The organism is Sporolactobacillus kofuensis (assembly GCF_024125425.1).
GTDB classification, from domain to species: Bacteria; Bacillota; Bacilli; order Bacillales; family Sporolactobacillaceae; genus Sporolactobacillus; species Sporolactobacillus kofuensis.
In genome coordinates this window covers 41,410-64,239 of the sequence record NZ_JAMXWN010000014.1, presented here as the reverse complement: position 1 = coordinate 64,239, position 22,830 = coordinate 41,410, and the positions used below count along the sequence as shown (strand labels likewise).

Annotated in this window: 20 protein-coding genes and 1 riboswitch; of the genes, 18 read left to right on the top strand and 2 right to left on the bottom strand. The window is 39.5% G+C overall.

Annotated features, from left to right (window positions below):
* Positions 1–2 precede the first annotated feature (2 nt).
* The 10 genes from NIE32_RS11570 (at position 3) to NIE32_RS11530 (ending at position 7,777) form a co-directional block, all read left to right on the top strand.
* Positions 3–731, top strand: coding sequence for a demethylmenaquinone methyltransferase (locus NIE32_RS11570; RefSeq protein ID WP_253077057.1), 729 nt, complete (start codon positions 3–5; stop codon positions 729–731).
* 56 nt (positions 732–787) lie between these two features.
* Positions 788–1,756, top strand: coding sequence for a polyprenyl synthetase family protein (locus NIE32_RS11565; RefSeq protein ID WP_253077056.1), 969 nt, complete (start codon positions 788–790; stop codon positions 1,754–1,756).
* Positions 1,757–1,825: 69 nt separating this feature from the next.
* Positions 1,826–2,248 (top strand): nucleoside-diphosphate kinase, encoded by a 423-nt coding sequence (gene ndk, locus NIE32_RS11560; RefSeq protein WP_253077055.1) that lies wholly within the window; start codon positions 1,826–1,828, stop codon positions 2,246–2,248.
* A 43-nt stretch (positions 2,249–2,291) separates the two neighbouring features.
* The gene (locus NIE32_RS11555; protein ID WP_253077054.1) at positions 2,292–3,074 is read left to right on the top strand and encodes a CheR family methyltransferase; all 783 of its coding nucleotides are present in this window, start codon (positions 2,292–2,294) and stop codon (positions 3,072–3,074) included.
* Between the two features lie 264 nt (positions 3,075–3,338).
* The gene (locus tag NIE32_RS11550; RefSeq protein WP_253077053.1) at positions 3,339–4,589 is read left to right on the top strand and encodes a tetratricopeptide repeat protein; all 1,251 of its coding nucleotides are present in this window, start codon (positions 3,339–3,341) and stop codon (positions 4,587–4,589) included.
* Between the two features lie 57 nt (positions 4,590–4,646).
* Positions 4,647–5,204, top strand: coding sequence for a YpiB family protein (locus NIE32_RS11545; RefSeq protein ID WP_253077052.1), 558 nt, complete (start codon positions 4,647–4,649; stop codon positions 5,202–5,204).
* A 114-nt stretch (positions 5,205–5,318) separates the two neighbouring features.
* On the top strand, positions 5,319–6,098 hold the full coding sequence (locus NIE32_RS11540) for a sporulation protein YpjB (RefSeq protein WP_253077051.1): 780 nt from the start codon (positions 5,319–5,321) through the stop codon (positions 6,096–6,098).
* A 173-nt stretch (positions 6,099–6,271) separates the two neighbouring features.
* Complete coding sequence (locus NIE32_RS11535; protein WP_253077050.1) at positions 6,272–6,952, top strand: zinc metallopeptidase; 681 nt, start codon at positions 6,272–6,274, stop codon at positions 6,950–6,952.
* Positions 6,953–7,072: 120 nt separating this feature from the next.
* A complete protein-coding gene (locus NIE32_RS14285) occupies positions 7,073–7,207 on the top strand; it encodes a hypothetical protein (protein ID WP_290443602.1) in 135 nt (44 codons plus the stop codon).
* A 26-nt stretch (positions 7,208–7,233) separates the two neighbouring features.
* Positions 7,234–7,282, top strand: a riboswitch (PreQ1 riboswitch).
* 9 nt (positions 7,283–7,291) lie between these two features.
* The gene (locus NIE32_RS11530; RefSeq protein WP_253077049.1) at positions 7,292–7,777 is read left to right on the top strand and encodes a QueT transporter family protein; all 486 of its coding nucleotides are present in this window, start codon (positions 7,292–7,294) and stop codon (positions 7,775–7,777) included.
* 37 nt (positions 7,778–7,814) lie between these two features.
* Here NIE32_RS11530 and NIE32_RS11525 read toward each other — a convergent pair whose 3' ends face one another.
* Positions 7,815–8,684, bottom strand: a complete 870-nt coding sequence (locus NIE32_RS11525; RefSeq protein ID WP_253077048.1) for an alpha/beta hydrolase — start codon at positions 8,682–8,684, stop codon at positions 7,815–7,817.
* A 152-nt stretch (positions 8,685–8,836) separates the two neighbouring features.
* Between NIE32_RS11525 and NIE32_RS11520 the strand changes: the two genes are divergently transcribed.
* The 8 genes from NIE32_RS11520 (at position 8,837) to NIE32_RS11485 (ending at position 21,925) form a co-directional block, all read left to right on the top strand.
* Positions 8,837–9,763: a 5'-3' exonuclease gene (locus NIE32_RS11520; RefSeq protein ID WP_253077047.1), complete on the top strand. Its 927-nt coding sequence runs from the start codon at positions 8,837–8,839 to the stop codon at positions 9,761–9,763.
* A 299-nt stretch (positions 9,764–10,062) separates the two neighbouring features.
* Complete coding sequence (glgB, locus tag NIE32_RS11515) at positions 10,063–12,012, top strand: 1,4-alpha-glucan branching protein GlgB (protein ID WP_253077046.1); 1,950 nt, start codon at positions 10,063–10,065, stop codon at positions 12,010–12,012.
* 38 nt (positions 12,013–12,050) lie between these two features.
* Entirely contained in the window at positions 12,051–13,481 is a 1,431-nt protein-coding gene (gene glgA / locus NIE32_RS11510; protein ID WP_253077045.1) for a glycogen synthase GlgA, read from the top strand.
* Between the two features lie 287 nt (positions 13,482–13,768).
* Positions 13,769–14,914 carry a glucose-1-phosphate adenylyltransferase gene (locus tag NIE32_RS11505; protein WP_381452202.1) on the top strand — a complete coding sequence of 382 codons (1,146 nt, stop codon included), beginning with the start codon at positions 13,769–13,771 and terminating at the stop codon, positions 14,912–14,914.
* Positions 14,898–16,124 carry a glucose-1-phosphate adenylyltransferase subunit GlgD gene (gene glgD / locus NIE32_RS11500; protein ID WP_253077043.1) on the top strand — a complete coding sequence of 409 codons (1,227 nt, stop codon included), beginning with the start codon at positions 14,898–14,900 and terminating at the stop codon, positions 16,122–16,124. Before NIE32_RS11505 ends, glgD begins: the two co-directional genes overlap by 17 nt.
* A 269-nt stretch (positions 16,125–16,393) precedes the next feature.
* Positions 16,394–18,805 carry a glycogen/starch/alpha-glucan phosphorylase gene (locus tag NIE32_RS11495; protein WP_253077042.1) on the top strand — a complete coding sequence of 804 codons (2,412 nt, stop codon included), beginning with the start codon at positions 16,394–16,396 and terminating at the stop codon, positions 18,803–18,805.
* A gap of 33 nt (positions 18,806–18,838) precedes the next feature.
* On the top strand, positions 18,839–20,692 hold the full coding sequence (locus NIE32_RS11490) for a glycoside hydrolase family 13 protein (protein WP_253077041.1): 1,854 nt from the start codon (positions 18,839–18,841) through the stop codon (positions 20,690–20,692).
* 312 nt (positions 20,693–21,004) lie between these two features.
* Positions 21,005–21,925 (top strand): branched-chain amino acid transaminase, encoded by a 921-nt coding sequence (locus NIE32_RS11485; protein ID WP_253077040.1) that lies wholly within the window; start codon positions 21,005–21,007, stop codon positions 21,923–21,925.
* A gap of 95 nt (positions 21,926–22,020) precedes the next feature.
* On the opposite strand, the gene NIE32_RS11480 is transcribed toward NIE32_RS11485, so the two are convergent.
* Positions 22,021–22,437, bottom strand: coding sequence for a DUF2871 domain-containing protein (locus NIE32_RS11480; RefSeq protein ID WP_253077039.1), 417 nt, complete (start codon positions 22,435–22,437; stop codon positions 22,021–22,023).
* Between the last annotated feature and the right edge of the window lie 393 nt (positions 22,438–22,830).

Sequence of the window (22,830 nt, the reverse complement as noted above, 5' to 3'; positions counted from 1 at the left end):
TAATGAACCAAGCAGAAAAGCATGAGAAAGTACATCGTGTATTTCAAAAAATATATAAAAAGTACGATGCAATGAATTCGCTGATTAGTTTTAACCGACATAAAGCATGGCGTCACCGAGCTGACCAAATTGTTGACGCTCGGAAAGGTGAGCGAGTCCTAGACGTTTGCTGCGGCACCGGGGATTGGACACTTTCGCTCGCTGAGACAGTCGGTCCTAAAGGAAAAGTCATTGGATTGGACTTCAGCGATAACATGTTGAAAATTGCACAATCTAAGAAAGAAGCAGCACAAGTTGAAAATGTCAATCTTGTGAATGGAGATGCGATGAACATCCCATATGAAAATGATTCGTTTGATCGTGCAACAATAGGCTTCGGATTAAGAAATGTTCCAGATTATTTAACCGTATTGAAAGAAATGAACAGAGTACTTCGTCCTGGAGGAACAATTGTCTGCCTGGAAACTTCACAGACAAAGATTCCGGTTTATAGACAACTTTATTTTTTGTATTTTCGATTCATCATGCCAATTCTTGGCAAAATCTTTGCCGGAAGTTATAAAGAATATGCTTGGCTAAATGAATCAGCATCGAAATTTCCAGATCAAGAAACACTCACAAAGTTATTCTTGAATGCTGGATTCAAGAACGTATCCGTTGTTTCATTAATGGGCGGGATAGCCGCTATACACTCGGCCACAAAACCGAGTACGAGCGAATTAAACAATTGATATGAAACAGAATCTCCAATAGAGGAACTAGCACTGAGTAACGAAAGGTGAAAGAGATGACTCTATCCAGTATTTATATCGAACAAAAGAGAAATTTAAAAAGTGTTGAAAAGCGCCTGGAGGTTGTCCTCCAAGCCCCAGATCCAATACTGAAAGAAGCGTCTCTAGAATTGCTCAAGGCTGGAGGAAAACGCATTCGCCCGCTTCTAACTTTACTTTGTGCTCAATACGGGGATCCGGAACACGATCAGGTAAGGGAAGCTGCAGTCATGCTTGAGCTCATACACATGGCTTCCCTTGTCCATGATGATGTTGTCGATGACTCAGATCTGCGACGGGGCAAACCTACTGTTAAGGCAAAATGGGATAATCGTGTTGCGATGTTCACCGGTGATTACATCTTTGCAAAAGCAATTGAACTCATCTCAGATTTTAATAATGAGGAAGTCCATCTCAGCATTTCTAAAGTCATCCGTGATTTGAGCCTCGGTGAAATTGATCAGATAAAGGATCTCTATAATTATCATCAGAATCTCCGTGTTTATCTGAGACGAATCAAACGAAAGACAGCACTGTTAATGGCGCTTAGTTGCCAGTTAGGTGCACTCGCATCAGGTTGTTCATCATCAGTGAGTAAGAAACTCTATTATTTTGGTTATTATATGGGTATGAGCTATCAGATTACAGATGATATTCTTGACTTTGTTGGCTCAGAAAAGCAATTGGGAAAGCCAGCTGGGGGCGACTTGAAAAACGGGAATATATCGCTTCCAACGTACTTTGCTATGAACGTGTTCGGTTTAAAGGACACGATTATTTCCGCCCTCGAAGACGATTCTGCCACTGATCTTAAATGGAATCAGATCATTCAAGCAATCCGGACATCTGGTGCCATTCAAGCTTCTGAACGAATGAGTGATGCTTATTTGCAAAAAAGTCGGGATATATTAGATCAGTTACCACAGATAAAAGTGACACAGTCATTAAAAGAAATTGCCGATTATATTGGTACACGAAACTATTAATCAAGGCTCCAAATCTCTCTAAGAACTAATTATTGAGAGGGTTGTGGGTCCAAGAGGAGTATGATGAAGATGGAGAGAACATTTTTGATGATCAAACCAGATGGTGTAAGAAGAGGTTTGATTGGTAGCATCATTGCACGTTTTGAAGCCAAAGGATTTAAAATGATAGCAGGAAAATTGATGGTTATTTCTGATGAATTGGTTAAAAAGCATTATTATGAGCATGAAGGACGTCCTTATTATCAAGACCTAACAACATTTATGACCTCCGGACCTGTATTCGCAATGGTTTGGGAAGGTGAAGATATCATTAAACTTTCGAGATTTATGATGGGTTCTACGGATCCTGAAAAAGCTACACCTGGAACAATTCGCGGTGATTATGCAACCCGAATGAACCGTAATGTTATTCATGGCTCGGATTCTCCTGAAAATGCAGAACGTGAAATTCATCTATTTTTTCAGGATGAGGAGTTCGTAATTAACGCATGAGGAAGTAGAATTAGATCAAGTTGCGCAGGTAGGTGTACAGTCGATGGACAGCTCTACTGATCAGGATTATAAGCGATTTAAACAAGAAATCTTTCAGCTAACAGGTATTGATCTTTCTCTATACAAAGAGGAACAAATGAGACGACGGTTAACATCGCTCAGATTGCGAAAAGAGATTCCAACTTTTCAGGCTTACTTTAACAGGCTCAAAGAAGAGAAACCATTACTAAAAGAATTTCTAAGTAGAATGACGATTAATGTAACCGAATTTTTTCGAAATCGTCCCAGGTGGACTGTACTTGAAAATAAAATTCGCTCAAGAGCATTAACCGGTAAACCGATCAGTGTATGGAGTGCAGCATGTTCAACAGGTGAAGAACCCTACTCATTGGCGATTTTGCTCAGTAAATATTATCCTAAACTTAATTTCTCGATCGTAGCCACCGATCTTGATCAGATCGTACTTGATCGAGCAATGGAAGGTGCCTATTTAGGAAAAGCTTTAGAACCGCTTACTCAGGAAGAACGGCAATATTTTACAGAAAAAGATATGCTTTATTATGTTGATAGCCGTTTGAAACAAACGATTCAATTCCTTCATCATGATTTACTGAGGGATCCGAGTCCTGGCCGCTTTGACTTGATTGTTTGTCGAAATGTGCTTATCTATTTTACTGAAGATGGTAAGAAGACACTATATCATAAGTTGAGTGATGCACTTAAGCCACAAGGTATTCTTTTTGTTGGCAGTACAGAGCAAATATTTAATGCATCATCTTATCAATTACGATCAACAGATACTTTTTTTTATGAAAAATTTGTTTGATCGGAAACAAAGTGACAAGCTCATAGCGATTAGGATGAGCATTAGACGAGTAATGCATTTAACGATCAGCAAAAATTTAAAAGTTCAATGAAACCCTTGCTTGTTTTATATCAGGCAAGGGTTTCATTGAATAGAGAAGATGCAATTGATTATGAAGATCACTTTTTGTACCGAGTGCCGGATTTCTTGAAGTTAACTGTTAAGTTGATTATGATGGCTTAAGAAGAGAAATGTTCGGCTCATGAATAACGGAGGAATGGTTCGATGACTAATTTAGAAACTGCTCATGCTTTGCTTGAAAGTGGTCAGACTGATGAAGGGCTGCAAATGCTTCATGAATTGCTTCATGAAGGAGATGACAATGAGTTATTCGGCGTAGCTTCGCTTTATCAGCAATTTGGTTTTTTAGAAGATGCTGAGAAGGTCTATGATTTACTGTTGAAACGCTATCCGAATGATAGTGAACTCATTTTACAACATTCTGAACTACTGATTGATAAAAATGAAGAATCAAAAGCCATTAACGATTTGCAACGTATCCATCCACTGGATGAAAATTTCTTAAGTGCACAAGTCATGCTTGCAGACCTCTATCAAATGGAGGGGCTTGATGAGGTTGCTGAGCATAAACTACTTGGTGCACTGAAACAAGCACCCCATCAACCGGTATTGATTCTTGCACTTGGTGAACTGTATCTTTCAACCGGCCAGGCAAGTAAAGCAGTCGACTGCTTTATAGAGGTCAAAGATGATCCTGAACTCATTGATCAGAATATACAGCTCAAGCTTGCTGAAGCATTAAGTTTAAGTGGTAATTTTGAGACCGCGTTGCAAGCATATGAGAAGGGTTTGAAAAAAGAAAAAACGCTTGACGGATTATTCGGATATGCTGTTACTGCAATGCGTATTCAGGATCACAAGAAAGCGATTAAAGCATTAAGTACATTAAAGGACATGGATCCTGGGTACAGTACTTTATATCCTGTTCTTGCTGAGGCATATGAACATGAGGGACAGTTGGGTAAAGCATTAGAAAGTGCTGAAGCTGGACTTGAACATGATGAATATAATGATCGACTTTTTGAGACAGCGGGTAGATTAGCCGCAAAAACACACCAGAATGAAAAAGCTAGTCACTTTTTTCAACAATGCCTTGACCTTAATCCTGAAAATAGTGAGGCATTAACACATCTTATTGAGATAAAAGTGCAAGATGAAGATTATGAAACCGTAATTCAGCTTCTTGAACCATTAGAAATTGATGATCCGATGCTGCAGTGGTTTCTTGCAACTGCCTATAATCAGACGGATGAAGTGAAGAAAGCAGGAACACTTTATGCGTCATGTGCACAACATTTCTCAGAGAATCCTGACTTTCTGCAGGAATATGGTGGATTTTTAAGAGAAACAGGCAAAAGAGATGAGGGACTCAAGCATCTTGCAAAGGCGGCTCAGTTAAGCCCTGAGAATCAAGATTTGGCTGCATTTGTTGAACGATTGAAGCAGGATGATTGAACATGAATAGCGAATATCCTAACTACTGAATCTTAGTGATCAGGGAGGGACGTTAGAATGGAACAAGTGGTATCCAATGTACAGAAGAAAAGCTTTCTTCGATGGGTATTAGATCGTCATCTACTGGTTAACCGTGAAATTATTTGGCTCATTCACTATCTCATGAGTAATGACCAGTTATTGGGCATGATTCATATTGTCGATGATGTTGAAGGGTGTACCCGTTCGATGATTCTTACACATCCGTCGAAAAACAAACCAAACTTTCGCTACTTTAAAGCTTCAGTCAGCACAGGGGATCCGGAAAAGGCATTTCATGATTTAAGAATGAATCAGCAGGAAGAGATTTATATAGAATTGGACATCGAAGACGTGCGACAGTCACCGATTTATTTTTCTGTGTTAGAGGAAAATCCAAATAATACCGTTGATGTTCATGAAAAATACGGTCAGTTAGCAGAGTATACGGCAGGTAAGGCTGAGCAGACTTTTACGACTTCTCGCCTAACTGAAGCCATTAATCAGGCGCTCGATAATGGTGATAAAGAACGCTTTTACGTTTTATCAGAACAACTCATTTCATTAAATCAAGAAAAAAACAAACAGCCAAGTTGATCTCGATGTTCAATATCTCGTTGATTCATCCCGAACAAAGGTTTTAATGAGATTGGTCTACTCTTGTCCTTGAAATCATATAGTGCTACCAAGGAGTTCAAGGGAGGACAAGCGATGAAAGCCAATCGATTTGCTTTGCTATGCTTCTTGATTCTTTTCTTTGCATTCCCCGCACAGATTCATGCAGAGAGCGAACAGGATGTTCTAAGAAACCAAACTGAGCATTTGGTTACGTTATCCGATCGTATATTCGAATATACTGACGCAAATCAAATTGGCGCAGCGACCAGTTTATTAGATGAATTGAGCAAGCAATGGGACAAAATTGATGTTCACTATTCGGAGCAAGACAGTCGAACGATCAAAACCGCACTAGTGAAGCTTAAATTATTTTTGACTGATGATGCTGAACAAAGTGAGCGTGTGAACGCTGCTGCTTCACTCCGTTTGTGTTTTGATGCACTCACAACAAATGGGCAGCCATTATGGAAGAGTCTGCACACAGAGGTGACTGCACCTTTGACGTCAATGAAAAGCGCTCTTAAAGATCGAGATACCGACCGATTTCAACATGCATTGAACCAATTTCTTGACAAGTACGCGCTGATTTATCCGGCCATGGTGATCGATGGACAACGAGATGCAGTTAATCTTGTTGACAAGAGAATTACTACTTTCTCGGGGAAACGACTGCTTGATATAAAAACAAACACGAGAATACAACAGCTTAATGTTATTGACCATGAACTTAGTCTGGCTTTCGAGCAATCGCCTGATCTAAAGGAAGACATCATCATACCTGTAGGCGCAATGGGCGCTTTGGTGATTTCCGTGCTGTGTTACACATCTTGGAGGAGATACATGGCTGAGCACGTGCGCAGAAGCACACGATGAATATCGGAAAAATTTATTAATTTTTTGACAAGAAAGCACAGTTTGACTAAAATTGACTATAAGGAGTATGTTCAATCGGGTTATGAGCAAAGGTAAATGCTGCTATGATACGTGTGCCTGAGTTCAGATGCCCCTTGAGCATTCTTTAAATGAGCAGTTCTGGAGGAATGTGCATGATCCAATACCTGATTTATTTGGCCGCATTAATGCTGATCCCTCTTTGGGCGCAAATGCGCGTGAAATCCACGTATTCTCGTTATTCAGAAGTAAATAATTCGACCGGGATGAGTGGAGCTCAGACAGCAAGGAAGATACTGGATGAAAATGGGCTGTATGATGTTACAGTGCGTGAAGTAGCCGGTTCTCTAACGGATCATTATGATCCACGGGATAAATCAGTTAATCTATCAACAGATATTTACCATGGGGCTTCAATTGCTGGAACAGCAGTAGCGGCGCATGAAGTTGGCCACGCTATTCAGGACGCAAACGATTATACTTTTATGCGTGTTCGGAGCGCACTTGTGCCTGTCGCAAATATTGGCTCTAATCTCTCATATATCCTAATCATTGCTGGTGTCATACTTGGAGCCTTTCAACTCGCAACGCTTGGTGTGATTTTCTTTGCGGCTGCCGTTCTTTTTCAATTAGTAACATTGCCTGTAGAATTTGATGCTTCCGGACGTGCTCTGAAGCAAATCGTTTCATTAGGTATTGTCCAACAAGACGAACAAAAACAAGCGAAGAAAGTGCTTTCTGCCGCTGCAATGACTTATGTTGCCGCAGCGCTTGTGTCGGTTATGGAATTGATTCGATTTATTTTGATGATTACGATGTCTAACCGCGAAGAATAATTGTAAATCAACTCTAAGTGAATCCAAAGTCACTCTCTGTATAGAGAGTGACTTTTTATTTCGATTAAGATTTAAATGCTTTCAAATTGGTTTGTGTAAAAAGTTTTTCGGAGGGATAATGTGCTGAAAGATTTGAACGGTTTGAAAAGTGACTTGGTGCAAGATGCACGCGGCAAGCAAGCAACAGAAGCCTCAGCCGAGAAAAATTTAACACATTCTTCTTCCATGGATTATTTGACAAAAAGTAGAGATTGATTAAAATGGAATAGTTTGGGCATCATGCTCACGTGGTTCGAAACCCTCCCACGTCTATCAAAAAACTAGGAAGGAAATGATCAAATGAGATTGAGAACGCTTGCGGTCAACGCAATTATTGCGGCGTTATATATTGTGCTTACTTTTTTCCTACAGCCAATTAGTTTTTCTGCCGTACAATTTCGGATTGCGGAGATGCTTAACCATCTTGTTGTGTTCAACAAGAACTATTTTTGGGGCATCATTTGCGGTGTATTTATTGGTAACTTGTTCTTCTCACCCCTGCTTCCATACGACTTGATCTTTGGCACTGGTCAATCGGTGCTGGCACTTCTGATCACAATACTCGTATCAAAGTATGTCAAAAATATATGGGGACGCATGATAATCAATACAGCAATTTTCACATTAACGATGTGCATCATCGCCTGGGAATTATCAATTGTATTCCATATGCCATTCATACTGACTTGGCTGAGTGTAGCCGCTGGTGAGTGCGCAGTAATGCTTGTTGGGGCCCCGATTATGTATGCGATCAACCGTCGTATTCCCTTTGACAAATTGATTTGAAATGAAAAAGCAAGCATCGATTTCGATGCTTGCTTTTTCATTTAGGATTGATATGCCACAAATAATGGGCAACCAATTGATCAACCTGCGGATTTTCATGTAATTCACTGTGCTGGGCTTTTGCTCCGTATACAATTTTTTCAGTATAATGAGCATGGTTGAAGAAGTAGCGTCCAAAAAAAGCACTACGCAAGGCAACAACACCATCACCTTCTTGAGCGTTATGCATAATTCCTGCAATAGCAAGAACTTTCAAGTCCTGTGGTAAACGGTGGCGATGTTGATAAAGGTAACTGTGCCTTTTTAGCTGCTGCACAGTATAGTCTGCTTCATTTTGCGGTCCGTTGATCCAATCAAATGGAGCAGCAATCGCCACAAACTTATCAACGCTTGGATAATAGTTCGGATGATCAATATGTTCTAGGTATCCTGTAAAAGCTTTACCGCCCATGGAGTGAGTAACAACATTCACACGTGAAATACCTTCATCCGATTTGAGAATACGAAAGACACGCTTCAACCAAAATGCTTGTTTTTCAAATGATTCGTGGTTGGCGACAAAGATGACTTGAATTAATGGCATGGTCTGATTTGTGATTTTGCCAATGACGATGATGTGACCATTAGGGGCAACGCGTATAATCATAGCTCTTTGTGGTCCGATGTAATGATGATTGAATCGTTGAAACATCGTATTAAACGAACGTTCTGAGCCTTTCCATCCATGAATAAAGACGGTCGGGATCTGCTGCTTCATCGGCTTACCAACATTGTCTTTGTGCAAGGCAGAAGTAATCGGTTGACTTCCAGATGTACGCACTTTATGCTCTTGATCCCTGTCTCTAACAAAATAGGCAGCTAGAGCAACGAGAACTACAGCGGCAACCAGGATGAACATTCGTTTCATTTTCATAAACACTCCAATTAATCGGTTCCAATTTCAGTGAATGTTTCTAGCATAGCGCAATTCTGTTTATTTTTAAACAGTCAGGCGGGTATAAATGGAGATATAGGTTCATGGTATAATGAAAAAAAGAATTATTGAAGAGAGGCGTTTTTTTGGCAAATCAATCGCAATTATTATTGGTAGATGGCATGGCCTTGTTGTTCCGTGCCTTTTACGCAACAGCGCCATCCGGACAGTTTATGTTTAATGATCAAGGTATTCCAACCAATGGTGTGCAAGGCTTTTTGCGTCATCTTCTCCTTGCTCTTAACAACAGAAAACCAACTCATGTTGCAGTATGTTGGGACATGGGCGCGAAAACATTTCGGCATCAACTCTTTGATGGCTATAAAGCGAATCGTGCGGCACCGCCGGTTGAGATGGTTCCACAATTTGATCTTGCAAAAGATATGATCGAAGCTTTCGGTATCCCAAACGTCGGTTTAACTGGATATGAAGCCGATGATTGTATCGGAACGCTTGCGAAAACGATGCACAAAACGACAGATGTTTCGATCGTGACCGGTGATCGAGACTTGTTACAGCTCCTTGATCAAGGCATTCGTGTCGATTTATTACAGAAGGGTTATGGCAATTATCGTAGTTATAACCAACAAATGTTTTCTGAAGATTATGGGGTTACACCGTTACAGTACATCGATGTGAAAGCATTGATGGGCGATTCAAGCGATGGTTACCCTGGAGTTCGAGGAATTGGTGAAAAAACCGCTGTGAAACTTATTCAACGATTTGGAAGTATCGAGCATTTGCTCGATCAGTTGGATCTGCTTCCTGCTGGTCAAAAAAAGAAGATCAGCACTGATCTTGATATGCTGCGATTATCTCGAGAATTAGCGGAAATCAATTGCCATGCACCGATAGCATTAAACCTTGACGAGGCAGAATATGTGGGAATTCCCGATACGTTTGTGGAAAAAGTTAATGATATGGGTATGAAACTTGTAAAGTATGATTTGGTTCAATTGCGGTGGAATAAAATGGATCAAACGCGTCAAATAGCAGGAGATATCAGTAGATAGAACGACATAATTATTAAACATTAGAAAACAGGCAAACTCTTCTCAGAGGATGCCTGTTTTTGTATTCCACAATTTGGAAACAGCGGTTTGTTCAACTTTTTTCTTTATTAATATAAAATAAATTCTATATATTCTTTATTTTGACATTATTAGACTAAATTCGATGAAGGAAATTTGCCATTCTCGTTGAATGTTATAGCTATAATTAGTGTGCGTCAAATGAAGTTAGTAGATGAATTGAAGGAATATTATCCAGTTAAGACGAGTGGTCCTATTAAAAGTAAAAAGGAAGTGGCGCCATGTTGACAGCAGAGAATGAGCCGCAAATGTATCCAAGTGATTTCGATTTGTACTTGTTTCATGAAGGTACCTTATATGAAGGGTATAAGGTTTTTGGTGCACACTTTGATCATGTCAACAGTAAAGCAGGATTTCACTTTACTGTTTGGGCTCCGAACGCACAATCTGTTTCGATAGTCGGAGATTTTAATGATTGGGAAGAGGGGATTTACCCGCTGAAGCCTGTCAAAGATTCAGGAGTATGGACAATCTTTATCCCGGACATTGAAACCAATGAACGTTACAAATTTGCGATTCGAACACCTAGTGGTGAGCTCGTTTTAAAAGCGGATCCCTATGCGTTTTATGCAGAGACGCGTCCCAATACAGCATCACTTACTTACCGATTAGATCGCTATCATTGGCACGACAAGAAATGGATGAGTAAGCGTGAGAAGAGGGATGAGTATCATCAGCCAATGTTGGTCTATGAATGCCATCTCGGGTCATGGAAGAAAAAGGAAAATGAAGAGCTGCTTAATTATCGTGAATTAGCAGACGAACTTGTTGATTATCTTATTGCCAATGGGTTTACTCATATCGAATTAATGCCGATCATGGAGCATCCTTATGATCGATCATGGGGCTATCAGATCACAGGTTATTTTGCGCCAACGAGTCGTTTCGGAACGCCAGAAGACTTTATGTATTTTGTTGATACATGCCATCAGCATGATATTGGTGTGATCTTAGATTGGACGCCGGCTCATTTTTGCCGTGATACGCATGGCCTTGGAAAGTTTGATGGTACGGCACTTTATGAACCATGCGATCCGAAACTTGCTGATCGGCCACAATGGGGAACGTATAATTTTGATTTTAGTAAGCATGAAGTTGTGAGTTTTCTTATCTCTAATGCGCGTTTTTGGATGGATGTCTATCACGTTGAAGGATTTCGGATCGATGCGGTTTCCTCAATGATTTATCTGAATCATAACGGCGATCTGCCATTCGATTTGAGAAATAAGTACGGTGGCTATGAAAATTTGGAAGCCATCAAGTTTATTAAAAAGATGAATGAAGCGGTTTATAGTCAATTTCCTTCGGCGTTGATGATTGCTGAAGAAGCTACGGATTTTCCGATGGTTACGGCTCCAACGAACAATGGAGGATTGGGCTTCAATTATAAATGGAACATGGGCTGGGTGCATGACGTACTGCGCTATATGTCTTATGAACCACAAGAGCGCCGCCATCATCAAAATTTGATTACGTTTTCGATGCTTTATGCATACTCTGAAAACTTTATTTTATCATTCTCCCATGATGAACTTGTGTACGGCAAACGTTCTTTGCTAAATAAAATGCCTGGGGATGAGTGGCAGCGATTCGCGAATCTTCGTGTTCTCTATGGTTTTTTTATCACTCATCCAGGCAAAAAACTATTATTCATGGGTAGTGAGTTTGCTCAATTTGACGAATGGAAAGATCTTGAGCAGCTGGATTGGCTTTTATTTGATTTCCCTGTTCACCAGAATTTTCATCGCTATACCATTGCGTTAAATCATTTTTATCAACAGCAATCTTGTCTATGGCGTCTCGATCATGAGGGGGAAGGTTTTGAATGGATCGATGCCGACAATTCTGATCAAAGTATTCTTAGTTTTATTAGAAAAGGAAAAAGAAAAGGCGATTACTGTATCATCATTCTGAACTTTACACCGACTGTGTACCATCATTTCAAATTCGGCGTTCCATCAAGTGGTTATTATCTTGAAATGTTCAATAGTGATGCGGCACCATTTGGTGGGTCAGGACAATGTAATTTTGAGCCAATACTTTCTATTGACACCCCCTATCATAATCAGCCGAATTCATTAGAAATGACCGTTCCGCCTCTCGGTATGAGTATTCTCATGAAAGAGACAAAGAAGAGAAAATTATTGATCGCTAATGATCATCTAGACTAATCGGTTACCGTAGGCTTAGTGAAAAAGGAGAGAGAGAGATGAACGTACTGTTTGCCGCATCTGAATGTGTTCCATTTATTAAAACCGGAGGACTAGGAGATGTAGTTGGCGCATTACCAAAGGCGCTGCAGAAAGAAAATGTAAAGGTAAGTGTGGTGCTCCCAAAATATCAAGACATGAATCCGGACGATGTTAATAAGATGACTTACGTAAACTATATATATGTTCCTGTGGGATGGCGCAATCAATATTGTGGTCTGTTTACGATGGAAGTTGAGGGTATTCAGTATTATTTCTTGGACAATGAGTATTATTTTAAACGGCCAGGCTGTTATGGGTACGGCGATGACGGTGAACGGTTTGCGTTCTTCTCCCGAGCTGTCCTAGAAGTTCTGCCTCATCTAAAGGATAAGCCAGATGTGATTCATTGTCATGATTGGCAAACAGGTCCAATCAGTGTTCTGCTTCAGGCACACTATCGCTGGCAATCTTTTTATCAGAACATTCGCACTGTGTTCACTATTCATAATTTACGCTATCAAGGTGTGTTTCCAAAATCGGTGCTTGGCGATTTGCTTAGTCTTGATTATTCCTATTTTTATAAAGATGGATTGGAATTCTATGACAACGTGAGTTATTTGAAAGCAGGTCTTGCTTATTCAAACAAGATCACGACAGTCAGTAAGACTTATGCCTATGAAATTCAGATGCCCTATTATGGAGAAAATTTAGACGGTTTTCTGCGTTGGAACAGTGAAAAACTTCATGGGATCATTAATGGCATTGATCGAGAACTCTATAATCCCGCGACCGATCAGCATCTATTCTCAACGTTTCACAATGTACTAGGTAAGCCGTTAAATAAAGCAGGGCTTCAAGAATATTTACACTTACCCGTCAATCCTGATGTACCTTTGATTGCTATGATTACGCGATTGACCGGACAAAAAGGCATTGATCTTGTTCTACGCGTCTTCCACGAAATCCTGAATCTAGGGGTTCAATTTGTTGTTCTCGGGACAGGAGACCACAATGATGAAGAAGCATTTCGTCAGTTCGCAGCTCACTATCCAAATTCTGTATCAGCAAATATATTTTTTGATGACGGATTGGCACGTAAGATTTATGCTGGCTCAGATCTCTTTCTTATGCCATCAAGCTTCGAACCTTGTGGCATTGGACAGCTCCTTGCGATGCGCTATGGTAGTTTACCTGTTGTTCGAGAGACAGGAGGGCTCAGTGACACGGTTCAAAGTTATAACGAATTTACGGATGAAGGTAACGGGTTTAGTTTTACGAATTATAACGCCCATGACATGCTTTATACGATTGAACGTGCCCTTTATTTTTATCGTGAACATCGATCTAAATGGGATAAATTAGTAGATCGATCTATGGGGTTGGATTTTGGTTGGGAAAAATCAGCTAAAGAGTATAAGGTGCTCTATGATTCGATAATTGACAAATAATTATCTTTGAAATTAGGAAATTAATTTTATAATATCGAAAAAAAATATTAATTTTTGTACAGTTAAAAAAGAGTGGTAAAAATAAATTTGAAAATTCAAAAATAATTTATACAGAGCATAATGACGATATGGAAAAATAACAATGATAATCGGCAAGTTTTTCCGTTTAATAATGAGATTCTGAATATGTTTTTTTAATTTTGTTCATACGATAGACTATAAGATTCATTTAATGGGCAAAGGAGGTGTACGGAAGAAGGTGGTCCCCCATTCTTTTTCCATATGACATGAAGGATGAAATGATCGCAATGATTTTGGCAGGTGGCCAAGGTTCGAGGTTGGGAAAATTAACGAGAACGATCGCGAAACCTGCTGTACCTTTTGGTGGGAAATACAGGATAATTGACTTTTCTTTAAGTAATTGCTCGAACTCAGGCATAAGGACCATTGGTGTAGTGACGCAATATCAGCCTCTTGAACTTAATAGTCACATCGGCAATGGCTCACATTGGGGTTTAGATCATAAAGACGGTGGTGTCACCATATTACAACCCCATTCTAGCCTTGATGGTGAAAAGTGGTTTGAGGGTACGGCACATGCGATTTATCAAAATATCAGTTATATTGACAGTCATAATCCCACTTATTTGCTCATTTTATCTGGGGATCATATTTATAAAATGGACTATGAACATATGCTCCACTTCCACAAACGAAAAAAAGCGACGGCAACTGTTGCAGTCATCCACGTGCCGCTTGAAGAAGCATCACGATTTGGCATTATGAATACCGATAACACGGATCGAATTATTGATTTTGAGGAGAAGCCGGCAAAGCCGAAGAGCAATCTTGCTTCGATGGGAATTTATATTTTTACATGGGATGTTCTCCGTCGTTATCTGACAGAAAGTCATGCGACAGGTCAGAATATGGATGATTTCGGCAAAAATGTCATTCCTACGTTTCTTGCGAATGGAGAAAATGTATTTGCCTATTCATTTAATGGGTATTGGAAGGATGTAGGGACGATTGAAAGTTTGTGGGAAGCAAATATGGCTTTCATTAATCCGGATCATGAACTGAACATTCGCGATAAAAGTTGGCGCATTTATTCAAAGAATCCCGTTGCTCCCCCACACTTCTTAGCGAAAGGTGCAAAGGTAAAAGAATCGTTGATTGTGGATGGTTGTTATATTTCAGGTGAGATTAATCATTCGATAATCTCACAAAATGTAAAAATCGGTGCGAACAGTGTAGTTCGAGATTCAATCGTGATGGCAAATACGGTCATCGGTAAGAACGTGACAATTGATCGAGCGATTGTGGGTGAACATGCAGTATTTGCAGATAATGCTCAGATTGTCGGTGACGATACGATTGAGGTTGTCGGCTATAACGAAATTGTGGGGGGGTTGAATGATGAAGAGAAATAAAATCTGCGGGATACTTAATATTACAGAACCCAGGGTTGCTGCAAATCCTTTAACCATGAATCGGCCAATTGCAAGCTTACCTTTTTGTAGCAGATATCGTTTAATTGATTTTCCATTGACAAACCTAACCACAGCAGGCGTTGAAACGATTGGCATCTTTACAAATGACAACCTACGCTCGATATATGATCATGTTCGAAGCGGTAAAGAGTGGGGATTAGACAGTCTGTATGGTGGATTGTTCTTCTTCACTGATTACAGTTCACATCCTCATGATAAAGCAATTGGGGGAAGCAGAGAAGGAGATGTCTACAATTACTACAATAATATCGAGTTCTTTGAGAAATCCGAGTCAGAATATACAGTAATTATGGGATCACAGATGTTGTGCAATGTTGATGTGCAGGCCATTTTACGTCATCACATTGAACAAGGTGCCGATATTACAGTTGTCTATAAATCCTTCGAACAAGTCAATAAAGAGCATCTACAAGGGTCTTGTCTCACTATTGACGAGGATGGCCGTGTACGCGGCATAAAGTCATGCAATCTGTTCAACAATGCCGGGAAATTATTTATTAATATGGAAATTTATGTGATGAAAACGCATTTGCTTACGAAATTGATCCGCAATGTTGTTGCTGAGAATGAACATTGCAATTTGACGGATGTACTTCATCAAGCGATCGTGAATCTTCCCTCCAATGGGTTTGAATACACAGGGTATTTGAAAGCCATTCATTCGGTGGGTGCATATTATGAAGCGAATATGGATATGCTCCACGATACGAATCTTACCGCTCTCTTAAAAGGGAGTCAGAGTATTCATACCAAGGTTAAGAATGAAGCGCCAACATATTATGCACGTTCCTCAAAAGTTGAAAATTCTCTTATTGCTAACGGATGCATGATCTATGGCGATGTGTCTCATTCGGTTCTATTTAGAAATGTTACAGTGGAAAAAAACACAACAATCAATAGTTCGGTCATTATGCAAGGAAGTTCGATTGGTAGTGGCGCTGAGTTGCATTATGTAGTTCTGGATAAACAAGTCCGAATTGAACCAAATACAAAACTATTTGGAACTAAGGACAAGCCGATTGTAATTGAGAAAAATTCGGTGATCAGCAGGATCTCTGAAAGCAATCTTTCATCAGAGACAATAAAATTCGATCCCAGCATCGAAAATGCCAATACATTTTTTTCATAAAATCGATTAGTAGCCCATGGCAGTACTTATAAAACTATTTATTTTCGTCAATGATTGATTCATAGCCGCTCACCTTTATCGCTTTCTTTTGTGTAATGATACCTTTATAACTGGTTGTGCTGATTTAGGTGTCCTTCCACTAATGTGACGATTAACTGTTTTTCTTGTACTGGGGGTTCTGAATCTTTTATCCACAAAAGATCTCCGTATCATCTGTTTTTATTAGCGCTAAGATGCATGAATATCTATGGAATAAGGAAGGTAGCTTTATGGATCTGTCAAAACGAAAATTTAAAGATGATTATAAGAAAATGATGACGGAAGTCTACTCGATGGATATCTCTGAGGCAGAGCCAACCGAACAATTTTTTGTGTTGGGTAATCTCGTTCGAACCTATTCATCAAAAAATTGGAGCCACACGAATCAAGTGTATGTCGAGAATAAGCAAAAACAAACGTATTATTTTTCAATGGAATTTTTACTGGGAAGAATGCTGAAAAGTAATCTTTTAAATTTAGGAATTCTCAATACGGTGCGAGATGGACTGTATGACTTAGGGATTGATCTTGAGACTATTGTACAAATGGAACCCGATCCAGGTTTAGGTAACGGAGGGCTTGGTCGCCTTGCCGCATGTTTTATCGATTCGATGGCTACGAGTGAGATTCCGGGTCACGGCAATGGTATTCGCTTTAAATATGGATTGTTCAAGCAAAAATTTGTGAATGGTTATCAAGTTGAACTACCGGAAAACTGGTTACAGAACGGCAACGTCTGGGAAACAAGAAAGATGCATGCTGCTGTAACTGTTCGATTGTATGGAAAAGTATGGCTTGAGAAAACAGCTTCCGGAGTCCTCGAACCTCATTATGAAGGGGCTCAAAAAGTGCTCGCTGTCCCGTATGATACTGCAGTGATTGGCTATAAAAATGATGTGGTGAATACACTTCGGCTCTGGTCGGCAGAAGTACCTGCACAAGATGAGAGTACGGACTATTGGTCATTTATCCATCAACGTAATCAAATTGAAAGTATATCTGAGGTGCTCTATCCTGATGATTCGAACTATGAAGGTCGTCTGTTACGCTTAAAGCAAGAGTATTTCTTCGTATCAGCCGGAGTTCAGAGCATCATTAGACACTATAAGAAAATGCGCGTTCCTATGCTTCATCTGGCAGAGAAGGTCGCCATCCATATTAACGATACGCATCCCGCATTATCCGTCCCGGAATTGATGCGGATCCTACTCGACGAAGAGAAAATGGATTGGGAACATGCCTGGAATGTAACCGTAAATGTGATGAGCTATACAAATCATACGATTATGTCCGAGGCTCTTGAAAAATGGCCGATTGACATGATCAGCACACTACTCCCACGTATCTACCAAATCATTTGTGAAATCGATCGTCGATTCACAATGAAAATGAGTACCCTTTTTGATCCATCAATTGTTGAACGAACAAGAATTATTGAGTGTGGTCATGTCAAAATGGCCCATTTAGCCATTATCGGTAGCCATAGTATTAATGGTGTTGCTCAGTTGCATACAACGATACTAAAGGAAAAAGTACTTCATGATTTTTATCTGATCTATCCGTCAAAATTTAATAATAAAACCAACGGAATTACGCAACGCCGTTGGCTGATGCTGGCGAATGAACCGCTTTGCAATCTAATTAACCGAAAAATTGGTAATGATTGGGAAACAACACCGACCGAATTGAAGATGTTAAAGGCTTTTCGGGATGATGAGAAAACCTTGATTGAGCTTGCGAAAATTAAACATCAGAATAAAGAACGCTTTGCAAAACATATTCAAAAGACGATGGGCCTTGTTTTAAATCCTGATGCAATCTTTGACGTACAAATTAAACGATTGCATGCGTACAAAAGGCAATTATTGAATCTTCTTCACATCCTCAGTTTATATTTTCAATTGAAGGATCATCCTGAAGCGGATCTCCATCCTCGTGTATTCATTTTTGGTGCGAAGGCAGCGCCAAGTTATACTTATGCAAAACAAATTATCAAACTAATTAATTCCGTTGCCGATCTTATTAATCAAGATACAACCATTAAGGAAAAACTGAAGATTGTCTTTGTTGAAAATTATGGCGTTTCTTTGGCAGAAAAAATAATCCCTGCCGCGGATATCAGTGAACAAATTTCACTTGCCTCAAAGGAAGCATCAGGGACAAGTAATATGAAACTGATGTTAAATGGAGCCATTACTTTGGCGACATTAGATGGAGCAAATGTCGAAATTCGTGATCGAGTTGGTTCGAATAATATTATCATTTTTGGTTTGCGTGAAGAGGAAGTCTATCAATATTATCATGATGGAAGTTATCACTCGAAAAGCTATTACGATAGGAACCCTGTCCTGCGTCGGGTTTTGAATGCCCTAATTGACGGGACTATCCCCGATGCAGAGGCAGAAGGACGTTCAGTCTTTGACTCTCTCGTTTACTATGGTGATGAATACTTTGTTTTACGTGATTTTGATGCTTATTCAGCTGCGCAGAAACAAATTGACCAACTGTACAGAGACACATTGAAGTGGCAACGAATGGCTCTGATCAATATAGCGGGAGCCGGTACATTTTCTTCGGATTACACGGTACAACAATATGCCAGCCAAATATGGGATGTTTTTTCGCGGATTCGAGACATTTAATGGTTGCCTTTACTGGAGAAGAGAAGTGATTTAATGGGATTACCCGACATTTATTTTAATTCATGGTCTGAGCACTTCTTACGCCCGTTTGGAGCAATTCAAATAGGCAGAAGTGTTTACTTTACAATAAAAGTTGATGGTGTTAACATCCGTTCGGTGCATTTGGTGGTTCAGAAGGATGGCGAACCGAGCTATGCGGTACCAATGATAAAGTCACTCGACAACTCGTCCACATACTCACTTAGATTCCAAACAACAGGTAAAAGTGGGCTGTATTTCTATCATTTTCATGTGGTTTATCTGGAGGTAGGGCAGGAGAAATCTATCTATTATGCAAAAGCTGAAGACAATTATGGTGGTGAAGGACGTCTACTTGCTGATCTTTCAAGTGTGCAGCAATACCAATTGACGTGCTATGACCACAGCGACCCCGCTCCAGATTGGTATATTGAAGGGGTTATTTATCATATTTTTGTCGATCGTTTCTATAATGGCAATCGTCACCAGATGATTAGGAATCCCAAAAAAAATTCGTTTATCTATGCGACTAAAGAAGATCGCCCTTACTATATTCGCGGCCAGGATGGTGATATCGTCAGATGGGATTTCTATGGCGGGAATTTGGAGGGGATTATTGCTAAACTCCATGAGTTAAAAAAATTAGGAGTTACGATTCTTTATCTAAGCCCGATCTTCGAAGCAAGAAGCAATCATAAATACGACACAGCAAATTATTTGGAAATTGATCCGATGTTTGGTGATCGAAAACTATTTGAGACTCTTATTTTGAAAGCTCGTCGATTAGGAATGCATATCCTTTTAGACGGTGTATTTAATCATGTTGGTGCGGACAGCATTTATTTTAATCGTTTTGGAAATTACGGCGGAGGTGGTGCCTACCAGGATCCCAGCTCACCCTATTATCAGTGGTTCACTTTCCATAATGATCATGATCATTATGATTGTTGGTGGAATATTGCTGATTTACCGACCGTTAATAAAGAGCAAAAAAGTTATCGCGATTTTATCTATGGTTCGGAAGAGAGTGTAATTAATACTTGGACAAAACTAGGTGTTGGCGGCTGGCGATTAGATGTAGCTGATGAATTAAGTGATGAATTTATCGAGGGGATTCGACAGGTACTCGATCAACACAATAAAAAAGGGGAACAGAAAGTGTTGATTGGAGAGGTTTGGGAAGATGCATCCCATAAGATTGCTTATGACAAAAGACGCCACTATCTTGAAGGAGGGATGCTTCATGGTGTGATGAATTATCCATTTCGCAGCCTGATCATTAATCTACTTACCGAAAAACAAAGTGCCCGAGAAGCAGCACGGGCGAGTTTTACTTTAAGAGCAAATTATCCACATGATGCCTTTTTGGCAAATATGAATAATATGGGCACACATGATACTGAGCGTATATTTACGATGCTCGGTGGTGATCAGAAAAAAATGAGATTGGCAATCTGGATGTTGATGACTTTGCCCGGGGTTCCATGTGTTTATTATGGTGATGAGGCTGGCGTGGAGGGCGGGAAGGATCCTGATAATCGCCGATATTACCCGTGGGGTAGAGAAAACAAAAAAATTTATTCGGAATTCCAAGTTTCCATTCAAACACGGAGAGTTCATCCCAATCTCCAAAAAGGACTCTTTTTACCCTTTTCAATGGGCAAACTTTTTGGATACTTGCGCTATTTGGCGAATGATGATTACACAGCGATTATCTTTAACCCGACTTCAGAAATGACGACAATTGATTGCTCAAAGTGCATAGATGAGATGCATGATCAGATGATCAACACCTGTTTAGAGCAACTATCGATCGATCAACAAACCATTGCACCCTGGGATTTTCTTCTTGTACATTGTGGCAACTAGCAGGAATACAGGCATCGCATAGTCATCGGCCAGTCCCAGTTTTCTAAATACGATTCTTTAAGTAGAAAAAGCTAAAAGAATAGAGGGATAGAGTAAAAGTGCAACGAGGCCTTTGAAAGCATTTTGCTTGTCAATCGGAAAGTTTTCTACAAAATATCATATTTTTAGAAAATATCTTTGTTAATTTATGTTATTATAGATCTACACAAAAAAAGGCAGAAGATTTGGGTATGTTATGAATAGCCAATGATAGCTATAAACATAAATCGACTGAATCTTCTGTTGATATTACAGATATAGGAGGAGTTTATATTGTCAGAGAATTATGTGTATTATCAGGGAGAACTTGTAAAAGAGGACGATGTTAAGATCAGTATCCGTAGTAAAGCATTTAACTATGGACTCGGTGTATTCGAAGGCATCCGCGCATATTGGGATGATGAAAATGAACAACTCTATGCATTTAAACTCAAAGATCATTATGAGAGACTGAAGCAATCTGCAAAGACGGTTAATCTTGATTTTGATCTTTCGGTTGAAGATCTATGCAAAGGAACCGTTGAGCTTTTGAAGAAGAACAATTGTCGTCAGACTACATATATTCGTCCAATTGTCTATAACGATTCGCTGGATATTGGACCAACTCTTGATCATGCAGATGTTAAGGTTGTCATGTATACTCAGCCATTGAATAAGTATGCTGGAAAGTCTGAACTAAGTGTCGGTGTCTCTTCTTGGCGTCGACTCTCAGACAACCAACTTCCACCGCGTACGAAAGCAACTGCTGCTTACCTTAATTCTGCATTAGCCGCACTTGAAACAAAACGTGCCGGATTCGATGAAGCGATCTTTCTGACTGAAGGCAATCATGTTTGTGAAGGTTCGGGAGAAAATATTTTCTTATTTAAAAAGGGTAAACTGATCACTCCTTCAACTTCAGACAACATCCTTGAGGGTATCACTCGTGAATTGGTCATTAAACTTGCTCAAGAAGAACTTGGACTTGAGGTTGTTGAACGCAGTGTATCCAGAACAGAACTCTATGCTGCAGATGAAGTATTCTTCAGCGGTACCGCAATGGAAGTTACCCCTGTTGTTGCAGTTGATCATCGAATCGTTGGCACTGGCCATGAAGGTGAAGTGTGCAGGAAGATCAAAGATCTATTCTTTGATTTGACACTTGGAAAAAATCCAAAATATGTTGAAGATTGCACGCCGGTTTATGATAAATAATTATTTTAGGACAGCATTTACTAAACGAAAACAAAAAGGAGAGGATATCCTCTCCTTTTTGTTTTAGCGATTATTTTTATCGATTGTGATCATGATCAATGATTTATGGTTTTAGGAAACAAAGCATCTTTCAAAATAATAAAAAAGAGTACGAGGGCAATCGACAGAATGATATGGCCCATTCCGGCCATACCTGAAATTGCTGGTCCAGATGGCAAGTGAAGTACATCACGTGTTCCGTGCACAGCCATTAAAGTAATGGTCCAAATAACGCCTACATTGTACGTCCAAAAAAATAGCGTAAAAAGTCGATTATTAGTAAGCGAATAAAGCTTCTCCAAAGCAATCACAATAAGGAAGAAAAACATGCCCAAAATAAGTAAATGAGTATGAAGAATGGATAACATGGTTTCCCCATGAAAGCCGGTTGCCTTTGTTAGTTCACGAAAATAAATACCCGAAAGCAAGCCTGCTATCATATAAGCTAATGCCGCATAATAGAGCTTTCTCATCAATATAGCCTCCATTAAGTTATAAAGTCTTCTTTATTATACCGTTCTCAGGATAAAAGGATAGAGATTTGAGAAAAGCGTTTAGTGATGGACAGAACAAAAATAGATCAATGAATGAAATCCGTATACATGATTACATTGAGGATTTAACGGTTGAGCGAGATGTTCCAACCATTAATTTATCGATAATTAGTTCTGTTCCGAGAAGCAAGGGGATTAATAGCGTTGATAATATATAATGGTTAATATACAGAAATTATATTATGTAAACATAAAAGTAGTACCGTACAAAACGTGACGATGTATTGATCGTGAATTTAGGTTTAACAAATTGTGACATTTACATTTATTTATTATTTCATCGTATTTTTTTGAAACATAGTTTGGACAGAA

Bases quoted from the DNA above. Each gene is read 5' to 3' on its own strand.
- NIE32_RS11480 (WP_253077039.1), bottom strand. From the start codon at position 22,437: ATGAGAAAGCTCTATTATGCGGCATTAGCTTATATGATAGCAGGCTTG.
- NIE32_RS11490 (WP_253077041.1), top strand. From the start codon at position 18,839: ATGGGATTACCCGACATTTATTTTAATTCATGGTCTGAGCACTTCTTA.
- glgD (WP_253077043.1), top strand. From the start codon at position 14,898: ATGATGAAGAGAAATAAAATCTGCGGGATACTTAATATTACAGAACCC.
- NIE32_RS11535 (WP_253077050.1), top strand. From the start codon at position 6,272: ATGATCCAATACCTGATTTATTTGGCCGCATTAATGCTGATCCCTCTT.
- NIE32_RS11525 (WP_253077048.1), bottom strand. From the start codon at position 8,684: ATGAAACGAATGTTCATCCTGGTTGCCGCTGTAGTTCTCGTTGCTCTA.
- NIE32_RS11540 (WP_253077051.1), top strand. From the start codon at position 5,319: ATGAAAGCCAATCGATTTGCTTTGCTATGCTTCTTGATTCTTTTCTTT.
- NIE32_RS11505 (WP_381452202.1), top strand. From the start codon at position 13,769: ATGAAGGATGAAATGATCGCAATGATTTTGGCAGGTGGCCAAGGTTCG.
- NIE32_RS11550 (WP_253077053.1), top strand. From the start codon at position 3,339: ATGACTAATTTAGAAACTGCTCATGCTTTGCTTGAAAGTGGTCAGACT.
- NIE32_RS11555 (WP_253077054.1), top strand. From the start codon at position 2,292: ATGGACAGCTCTACTGATCAGGATTATAAGCGATTTAAACAAGAAATC.
- NIE32_RS11495 (WP_253077042.1), top strand. From the start codon at position 16,394: ATGGATCTGTCAAAACGAAAATTTAAAGATGATTATAAGAAAATGATG.
- NIE32_RS11545 (WP_253077052.1), top strand. From the start codon at position 4,647: ATGGAACAAGTGGTATCCAATGTACAGAAGAAAAGCTTTCTTCGATGG.
- glgB (WP_253077046.1), top strand. From the start codon at position 10,063: ATGTTGACAGCAGAGAATGAGCCGCAAATGTATCCAAGTGATTTCGAT.
- glgA (WP_253077045.1), top strand. From the start codon at position 12,051: ATGAACGTACTGTTTGCCGCATCTGAATGTGTTCCATTTATTAAAACC.
- ndk (WP_253077055.1), top strand. From the start codon at position 1,826: ATGGAGAGAACATTTTTGATGATCAAACCAGATGGTGTAAGAAGAGGT.
- NIE32_RS11530 (WP_253077049.1), top strand. From the start codon at position 7,292: ATGAGATTGAGAACGCTTGCGGTCAACGCAATTATTGCGGCGTTATAT.
- NIE32_RS11570 (WP_253077057.1), top strand. From the start codon at position 3: ATGAACCAAGCAGAAAAGCATGAGAAAGTACATCGTGTATTTCAAAAA.
- NIE32_RS11565 (WP_253077056.1), top strand. From the start codon at position 788: ATGACTCTATCCAGTATTTATATCGAACAAAAGAGAAATTTAAAAAGT.